We start from the raw sequence: 9,129 nt of genomic DNA, 5'->3' as shown, positions 1-9,129 counted from the left end.
ACGGCAGGAAGAAGAAGTTTGTTTGCAGATTCTGACCGCCGATGCGCGTAAATATCTTGCGGCAAAGCTCCAAGAACAAACGCAGTTGTAAGAAGGTGTGTCAATTTAATATGAATTGGTGAAAACTCTATTCTATTACATACTAGAATAGAGTTTTAATGTTGTCCTTTGTCTTCATTTGTCTTCTTTGGCAAAGGGGTGGCCTATTTTAAAGTATCAGTTTGGATGATTATAGTTATGTGTTCTACGGAATGAAAAAGTGTTACTAGATAGTTTTATCGTGACAAGCACTTACTCAATCAGGTTTGTTCTAAATTGACATGATTGTCTTGGTACCAAAGTGCCATCTTTTGGTGCGAATCACGATTGTTTGTCACGCAGATACTCTTAACGATTGTATTTAAGCTAAAATCTAGAACAAACTAGGTGCATATTTAATGAAGTAATATATAACGTAAAGCCAGCTCAAACAACCATGTATAATTGCCCAACCAATTGACTTGTATGCTGTGTATGAAATAACCATGGAAAGACAAGTTCCGAAACTAATGCCTTTTTTGAGTACGTTTACTGTTCTTTGATTTTGATATTCTTTTTTCCGCATCTTAATTCCCCCCAGTTTGAATTCGAAATAATCGTCAACAGAATAGTAGCTCATTTAATTAAGTTTAACAGGTTAAAAAAGTAGATTACACTAACAGGTATTAACACTATACTCTGAAATTCAAAACTTAGACGAGGATATGAAAGTGATATCCAATTGAAAGCGGAAGGACAACAAGAATTGGTGCGTTATTTAGAAGAAATATATAGGGTATAATGAATTATCAGAAGTGGATACTACTAGTGATGAACTTGCAAATAAATAAATGCGTAAAGAAAGTAGGCGAACCGATGATGAAGAGAAATGAAGCGATAGATGCGGGATGGAACTTAGACAACAGTTATGCTCATCTGCCAGAAATGCTTTTCACAATAATAGATCCAAATCCTGTAAGCACTCCGGAGTTAATTATAGTTAATGATTCTTTGGCGACATCCCTTGGATTGAATATCGAATCGATTCGAAGCAAGGAGGGCATTGTGATATTTGCTGGTAACGAGGTTCCTGAAGGCGCTTTGCCGCTTGCTCAAGCCTACGCGGGGCATCAATTTGGGCATTTTGCAAGGCTAGGGGACGGCCGGGCCATGTTAATTGGCGAACAGATTACGCCTTTAGGTGAACGGTTTGATATTCAGCTTAAAGGTTCGGGCCGAACACCTTATTCTCGCGGTGGCGATGGCCGGGCGGCACTTGGACCGATGCTGCGTGAATATATCATTAGTGAAGCTATGTATGCGCTTGGTATTCCTACGACACGTTGTCTAGCGGTGGTGACAACCGGTGAGACTATCATCCGTGAAACCGACCTTCCTGGCGCCATTATGACTCGTGTGGCTGCCAGTCATCTGCGCTTTGGAACTTTTCAATACGTTGCAAAATGGGGCACGGATGAGGAGCTTCGAGCTCTGGCTGACTATGCACTAGTGCGCCATTTCCCTGACGTTGAAGCGGATGATAATCGCTACCTTGAGCTACTTCAGGAAGTGATCAAGCGACAGGCCGCCTTGGTTGCCAAATGGCAATTGGTTGGTTTTATCCACGGAGTGATGAATACCGATAACATGACGATAAGTGGGGAGACCATCGATTATGGTCCATGTGCATTCATGGATACCTATGACGCGGAAACGGTTTTCAGTTCTATAGACGTCCAAGGTCGTTATGCCTATGGCAATCAGCCGAATATTGTCGGGTGGAATCTGGCGCGATTCGCTGAAACGCTAATCCCACTACTGCATGAAGAGTATGCGGAGGGTGCCAAACTGGCGCAGGATGCTATTTCAGATTTTCCAGAGCAGTATCACGCGAATTGGCTTAAGGGAATGAGAGCGAAGCTGGGGTTATTTAATGAAGAGATTGAGGATGAATCCCTTATTGAAGACCTTCTTCATATGATGGAGAAGAATCGAGCTGATTATACGAATACTTTCCGCGCATTAACCTTTGATAACTTGGGAGATTTGGCCCTTTTTAAGACTCCGGAATTTGCCGGATGGCATGAGTTATGGCAGGCAAGACTAGGCCGGCAGCAGGAATCGAAGGTCAGCTCTGGGCAGTTGATGCGAGACAGCAATCCTGCACTAATCCCACGGAACCATCGGGTAGAAGCTGCACTAGAAGCTGCCGTGAACAAAGGTGATTACGGTGTGATGGAGCGGCTACTTGAAGTTCTTTCAAGTCCGTATGCGTACACTCCTGGCCAGGATGATTATTCCACTCTTCCTGTGCACTCAATAAGCCCATACCAAACCTTTTGCGGTACTTAATAATTTGCTTTTAAAATCCGGTGCTAGCTGCTGCTACAATTCAAAGAACATGAATTATGTCGGTAACTGGCACCAGGTATGATGCTACACTTAATTATAAAAAAATAGGGTCAAATAATAATAAATGAGGTTACTTATATGAATGAAAGAAGTTTTGAAGATTATAAATTAAGCGATGAAATAAAAAGAGCTCTTGTTTTCTTGAAATATGAAACGCCTACAGAGGTTCAAAGTGAAGTCATACCGAGGGCGCTTGAAAACCAGGATCTCATAGTGAAATCTCAAACGGGTAGTGGCAAGACGGCATCTTTTGGTATCCCTCTTTGTGAAATGATTGATTGGAAAAAGGAAACTCCACAGGCATTAATTCTCACACCTACCCGAGAGCTTGCCGTTCAAGTTCAAGAGGATGTAACAGCTATCGGGAGAGTTAAAAGAATTAGAGCTATGGCGGTTTACGGCAAAGAATCCTTTAGTAAACAAGAGGAAGCGTTGGAACGAAAAACGCATATTGTCGTGGGTACACCTGGGCGTGTGATGGACCATATTGAAAGAGGAACATTACGTATAGATGAAATAAAATACCTGATTATAGATGAAGCAGATGAAATGCTGGCCATGGGCTTTGTCACCCAAGTAGAAGCTATCATAAAAAAACTTCCGTTAAATAGAGTAACGATGGTATTTTCTGCTACATTTCCTAAAGCTGTTGAAAAACTTTGCCATAACTATATGAAAACCCCTATTTCTATTCAAATTGCTTCTACGGGAATCACAACGAGTACGATTGAACATCGTGTAATTGAAGTGAATGAGGCTGGGAAAATGTCATTGCTGAAAAATGTTACTGTTGTTGAAAACCCTGATAGCTGTATTATCTTCTGCAGAACTAAAAGGAATGTGGACGCCGTGTTTAAAGAATTGGAAAGATCAAACTATTCTTGTGAGAAAATTCACGGTGGAATTGTACAAGAAGACCGATTTGCAGTTATGGAAGGCTTCAAAATGGGGAATTTCCGTTATCTTGTAGCGACTGATGTGGCCGCAAGGGGAATCGATGTAGCTAAAATAACACTCGTGATTAACTATGACGTTCCCATGGAAAAAGAGAGCTATGTTCATCGAACTGGCAGAACCGGTCGTGCTGGTCATAATGGAAAAGCAATAACGTTTGCAACCCCGAGTGACAGCAAAACACTTAAAGCAATTGAAGCATACATTGGCTTTCGGATTGCTACCCGGGAAGCGGCGACACAGCAGAAAGTAGTCGTTGGAAAAAATGCATTCGAGGAAAAAGTCAGTGGTCGTCAGAAATCCCAAAATACAATTCAAGTACAATCAAACAAGGATGTCATGAAACTCCATTTCAACGGCGGAAAAAAGAAAAAGCTTCGTGCCGTAGATTTTGTTGGGACAATTGCGAAACTTCCCGGCGTAACAGCAGATGATATTGGACTTATTACGATTCAGGATGAGTTGACTTATGTGGATATTCTGAATGGCAGAGGTTCATTAGTTTTGCAGGCCATGAAAGAAGCTACGATTAAAGGAAAGAAGCTTAAAGTTAGCAAGGCTAAAAGAATTTGATTTTTTAAAGGTGAGCAATTAGTACCAAGTAACTAATAAAAATGGGAAGGGGAACTGGCAATGCGATTGGTAAGACCATCCATCGAATGGAAAAACGAGCATGAAGATTATTTGAAAGAGTGGGATGAACCTCGGATGACGCCGAGCAGTTTTAATTTAGCTGGTTACGAGAACTATGAAGTTTATTTGGATGCGCTGGAAATCCGGGAAAGTGGGTACGGAAAGTGGGTGCCTAGCACTAACTATTTCTTGGTAGATGATACTGATAGAGTGCTAGCGATGGTTGACATAAGGCATAGTCTGACAGATTATTTACATAATGTCGGCGGACATATAGGGTATGGTGTGAGACCTACGGAAAGAAGGAAAGGTTATGCGACACTGATTCTTGCAGAGGCATTGAAGAAATGCGATGAACTTGAAATCGATCGGGTACTGGTAACTTGTAATGATGACAATATTGGATCTGCAAAAACGATAGTGAAGAATGGCGGCATTGAAGACAAAAGCTTTATTGAAGAAGATGGAATGGTGGTTCGGCGTTTTTGGATAGAGAGATAATTGCATGGATGTTGTCCCAATCTTGAAAATGACCGTGAAACTTTAAACAATCATGTTTTTTTAGTACCTATGGCTGCAATGCTAATGGGTACTGAAAAAACAACCCAGAAGTATGAGGTACTTCTGGGTTGTTTTGGGGGGATTTGAAATTAAATGAATGGTACATTTAACTTCATAAGGTCTTTTTGGTTGAAGGTTAAACCGGGAAGAGTTAAAGTCGCTGCATTTATTGCAAAAGTATTGGCAATAACATTTGGACTTCCAGGATGAAAAATTCTAACTTCATAGTGGAACGGGTTAACTGCTTGACTTAAGTTTTTGTGTTGATTTGGTAAAAGAGTTACTAATTGATTGAGCAGGATTACTGGGCTACCACTATTCCAATTGATAACTTGTACCCTTACTTGAAATGTTTTAGTTGGATCAAGGTTAGCCACTTCAATATGAGCTGCTGTTTGGTCAACAACTGTATTTAATACACCTGTAGTTAATACCATAGGTTTTAATCTAGGATGATCATTACATGGGTCTTCACACCTGCGTCTATGATTAACATTAGATGTGTAATCATGGTAATACCCAGACTTGTCTTCATTTTTATAATCACTCATTTTCTCACCTCCTTGCATGTACGCTATTACTACTATATTAAAATTGTTGAAAAGTGTTACAAGTTGTCCTGCTTTCCAGGAATTTATTTTACGGGAATAATGATTTTTATCAAAAGTTGGAGCATTATTTGACAACGGGGGAAGGCGATGGGGAAAGTTGTTTTTACTTTAAATTAATTTCGAACTATGAAAAAATGACTCTTGCCAATTTATTCATAGTTGACTGGTGATTGCAGTTTTCGCAAACAAAACGGCAGGATGAAAAAACAATTTAATGGAATCTCACGAAGAATTACCGACTTCAATCTCATGTATATCTAATAAACAGTCATGAAAGCTAGACTTTCATGACTGTTTAGAGGTATTCTTTACATTGATTTTTTGCACTCACTAATCCTCTGTGATTTCACTCGTTGCCGTAATCAAGACTCCATTAAGCGCCTGTGTTGCCAGCCGATCCGCTTCTGAATTTAATTTCCGCTGCACAAGTTTATACTCAGGTTGGATGCCGAGCTCTTTCAGCTTTTCTTCTATCCGGTCTGCCCAGCCCGACAGAACATTTTCGAATGTCGGCCATTCCTCGGTCAGCTGGTTAATCACCACCTGGGAATCGCCGATGAATTGGACCGGTAGATGATGGACATTTAAAAGCTCAAGCTCCTGCAGGCATAAGTAGAGTGCCGCATATTCAGCCTCATTATTAGATGTGAGTTCGGCAGAAGGTGCATTTCGCCGCAGCCTGTAGGATTTCCCACTCTGCTCATAATAAATAACGCAACCCATACCCGATGAACTTGTCTCGCGGTCGAAGCCACCGTCGAAATAAACCGTGATGTTATGTGGTTCGGTTTCGATTCCTTTCAAATAGCCCTTCATCTCTTTGACCGACCACGTGCTGTCGAAGCGATCAACGAATGTTACGCTTTTGGTACGCCCAGTCCGCTCCAGGTCTTCCGCAATCACTAGTGCTTGCGCTGCCGGCATCTCTTCAGAGCGAAAGACGGTTTCCGAGCCTCTCGATAATCTGTAAATCCATTCGATGAGAACATTCATAACCATTCCTCCTATATCAGTAAGTCTGTCTATCTAGTCATTTCATTTTTTAACTGACAAATCCTAACCACTATCAGTTTACCCGATGCAGTCCGAATTTATGAAACGACTCAACTTGTCAGCAACCCATTCAGAAAGCAAACTGCGTAAATATAGAATGAAAACCAGACATTCGAGTAAATGTCTGGTTTTTGATTGTTTTTATTCAGATGTGTGGAGTACTTGTCATCCATAAGTGCTCTTATTTAGCCTCTACCAACTAGTACTTTTTTATTTTTCTTCGTAATCGAAATCGCCAACAAAGTCATGGCGATTAGACTAATAATCGCAAATATAGTAGCAGCTAAGAAGGCGAAATTAATACCGTGTAGTAATCCATCTGCAGAAATTATGCTCAACTGTTCTGATGTCGGATTTCCTCCTGCCGTATTTATAACTTCTTTCGACACAAATAAATTCGTTTGAGTCGTCATAATGGTCGTCATGACGGCTGTACCAATTGCGCCTGCAATGGCCTGAAGCGTATTTTGCATGGCTGTGCCATCACCGTGTAATTTACTTGGCAATGAATTTAATCCGGCAGTTGTAAGTGGCATCGTTAAGAAAGTGAGTCCAATCGACCGAACGAGATAAATAACTGCGAGTAACACGATTCCAGATGTATACGTCAAATTGGTATAAGCTGCGGTTGTACAGACAAGTACAACTGTGCCGAAAATACCAATCCACTTGATGCCGTATCGATCATACATTCTTCCAGCAATCGGTGACATAATCGCCATGGCGATACTTCCTGGTAATAGAAATAGACCTGATTCTAATGCAGTCATTCCACGATTACTTTGTAAATAAATCGGGATTAAAATCATTGCTGCATACGTAACTCCGTTTACAAAGAAACTAATAATGATAGAAAATGTAAATTCTATGGACTTAAATATTTTTAAATCAATGAGCGGCTCTTTTGTATTCAGTTGTCGTATGACAAATAATATAAGTGAGATTACACCTATAGTTAGGGGGAATATGACAGTTAAGCTGCCCCAACCCGCTTTGCCAGCTATACCAAACCCGTATAAAATACCGCCGAAGCCGAACGTTGACGTAATAACGCCCAAGATATCTAACTTGGCAGGTCGTGGCTCTGAGACGTTTTTCAGCACAAAGAAAGCGGCGATTAACGCTGATAGAGAAAATGGTAAAATGGCGAAAAAGATAAAGCGCCATGATAAAGTCGTAATTAAAAAACCTGAAAGCGTAGGGCCGATTGCCGGTGCAAACATAATCGCAACCCCAACGATTCCCATTGCAGCACCGCGCTTCTCCATTGGGAAAAGTCTGAACACAACACTAATTAATAAGGGCATTACAATTCCTGCCCCAATCGCTTGCACAACACGTCCTGTTAAAAGAAGTGTAAAGCTTGGTGCAATCCCACAAATTAGCGTACCGATTGAAAAAACAATCATCGATGTAAAAAATAGTTGACGGGTTGAAAAACGAGCCATTAAAAATGCCGTAATTGGAATGAAAATACCATTCACCAGCATATACAATGTAATCAACCATTGCGCAGTTGCTGTGGAAACCTTAAATTCCTCTGATAATGTTGGTAATGCAACGTTTAGTACTGTTTGATTTAATATTGCCGCAATCGCACCGATTAACAGCACTGTTAAAATCGGTCCTGTTTTAAAAGTAGTTGTTTCTTTAATTCCCAATCAAATGAACTCCCTTTTCGAACAAATATTATTTCTTTAGCATGCTAAGTAATTAAGTAAAATAATCAAGTATTTAAATTGGATTCGATTTTTTGTAGGAGACGTTTCAGTATTATTCGGTCCTCTAGGCTAATGTCATTCAACATTTTATCTTGATGATTTCGCCATATTTCTGCGATTGAATTTTCAAGTGCGCTTCCTTTCTCCGTTAAGAAAACCCTTGTCACACGTCCATCCACCGCATCTTTCGTTCTAGTCACAAGTCCATATTCTTCTAGTTTTTTCACCATATTTGTCAAGGTCGGCGGTTCACAGCCCATGAGTTCAGACAACTCCGTTTGGCTCGCACCGTCTTTCTTCCACAATTGCCAAAGCAGATGATCTTGCCCGACGTGGATTTTAACCTCTCTTAACGAATCTGCATAATCTTTTCTTGATTTCGCAGACGTTTTCGCAAACAATATGCGAATGTCTTCCTCAATCATGGTATCAATCCTTTACAAGATAATTAGCCTGCTAACCATACCTTAAATTGAATAGCTTTGTCAATGAAATCACGGGTATCCCATTCATGCAACGAGTCAGAAAGATATGGTGAAATACAGAGTGAACAGTGGGTATTTTAGCTTGGCTCGTGGAAAATCTTCAAATAGAAAATGACCCACCGTGGTCCGCATTGGTAAGAGGCGTGGTGGGTTTATCCCGTTAGCTACAACAATTTGCACAGCTTTATACACGTAGTAGAAATGAACAAGTATGCATAGTGTCGCATAAACCTATATTTACATCCTTTTTATATACCCGTTAATCCGCGATTTTTCTTCTGCACTAATTTCAGTTCTTAATCCTTCAATGCTTTCTTTCCGTCGCTCGTTTTTCTCCTTGATTGCAGCAAGTTCTTTTCCTTCAGCGAATTCCATTGCTACTTCTGCTGCTTCCATATTGCTGATGGTTTTCTTTAGCCTATTTACATTGTCGTCTGAATCATTTGGTTTGATGCTAGTCATTATACTTCCTCCTTCATTTTTTAATAAAACCTTCAAGAGATAGCGTTCCCAACTTTTGAGTAACTATTTATAGCGTTTAAAACCTTGTATCCATCATTGTACATGACAGGTTCTTCTTCGACTTTAGGATTTATTTACTGTGTGGACGAAGTTGAAAAACTATTATTTATTTGCTATTATCAGTACTGGCAGATATTTCTAATCATTGGTGGTACTCGT

At 40.3% G+C, this 9,129-nt stretch carries 8 protein-coding genes; 3 read left to right on the top strand and 5 right to left on the bottom strand.

All coding sequences use genetic code 11. From position 1 onward, the window contains the following. Nucleotides 1–894 precede the first annotated feature (894 nt). The 3 genes from I2483_RS17445 to I2483_RS17435 all read left to right on the top strand — a co-directional run bounded on the left by I2483_RS17445 (nt 895) and on the right by I2483_RS17435 (nt 4,518). Nucleotides 895–2,370: a protein adenylyltransferase SelO gene (locus tag I2483_RS17445; RefSeq protein ID WP_207278390.1), complete on the top strand. Its 1,476-nt coding sequence runs from the start codon at nt 895–897 to the stop codon at nt 2,368–2,370. A 138-nt stretch (nt 2,371–2,508) separates the two neighbouring features. Then, on the top strand, nt 2,509–3,957 hold the full coding sequence (locus I2483_RS17440; protein WP_207278389.1) for a DEAD/DEAH box helicase: 1,449 nt from the start codon (nt 2,509–2,511) through the stop codon (nt 3,955–3,957). A gap of 60 nt (nt 3,958–4,017) precedes the next feature. Then, the gene (locus I2483_RS17435) at nt 4,018–4,518 is read left to right on the top strand and encodes a GNAT family N-acetyltransferase (protein ID WP_207278388.1); all 501 of its coding nucleotides are present in this window, start codon (nt 4,018–4,020) and stop codon (nt 4,516–4,518) included. 149 nt (nt 4,519–4,667) lie between these two features. Here the strand turns inward: I2483_RS17435 and I2483_RS17430 are convergent, their stop codons facing one another. From I2483_RS17430 to I2483_RS17410, 5 genes are all read right to left on the bottom strand, one after another. Then, nucleotides 4,668–5,129 (bottom strand): hypothetical protein, encoded by a 462-nt coding sequence (locus I2483_RS17430; RefSeq protein ID WP_207278387.1) that lies wholly within the window; start codon nt 5,127–5,129, stop codon nt 4,668–4,670. A gap of 390 nt (nt 5,130–5,519) precedes the next feature. Next, the gene (locus I2483_RS17425) at nt 5,520–6,182 is read right to left on the bottom strand and encodes a ribonuclease H family protein (protein ID WP_186670954.1); all 663 of its coding nucleotides are present in this window, start codon (nt 6,180–6,182) and stop codon (nt 5,520–5,522) included. Nucleotides 6,183–6,427: 245 nt separating this feature from the next. Continuing rightward, complete coding sequence (locus I2483_RS17420; RefSeq protein ID WP_207278386.1) at nt 6,428–7,903, bottom strand: DHA2 family efflux MFS transporter permease subunit; 1,476 nt, start codon at nt 7,901–7,903, stop codon at nt 6,428–6,430. Nucleotides 7,904–7,968: 65 nt separating this feature from the next. Continuing rightward, nucleotides 7,969–8,388 carry a MarR family winged helix-turn-helix transcriptional regulator gene (locus I2483_RS17415; protein WP_207278385.1) on the bottom strand — a complete coding sequence of 140 codons (420 nt, stop codon included), beginning with the start codon at nt 8,386–8,388 and terminating at the stop codon, nt 7,969–7,971. Between the two features lie 297 nt (nt 8,389–8,685). Continuing rightward, nucleotides 8,686–8,910: a small, acid-soluble spore protein tlp gene (locus tag I2483_RS17410; protein WP_186670957.1), complete on the bottom strand. Its 225-nt coding sequence runs from the start codon at nt 8,908–8,910 to the stop codon at nt 8,686–8,688. Nucleotides 8,911–9,129: the final 219 nt, after the last annotated feature.

The organism is Sporosarcina sp. E16_3 (assembly GCF_017347125.1).
GTDB lineage: Bacteria > Bacillota > Bacilli > Bacillales_A > Planococcaceae > Sporosarcina.
Note: the sequence above shows the minus strand (reverse complement) of the source record. Positions and strands in the feature narration are given on the sequence as shown.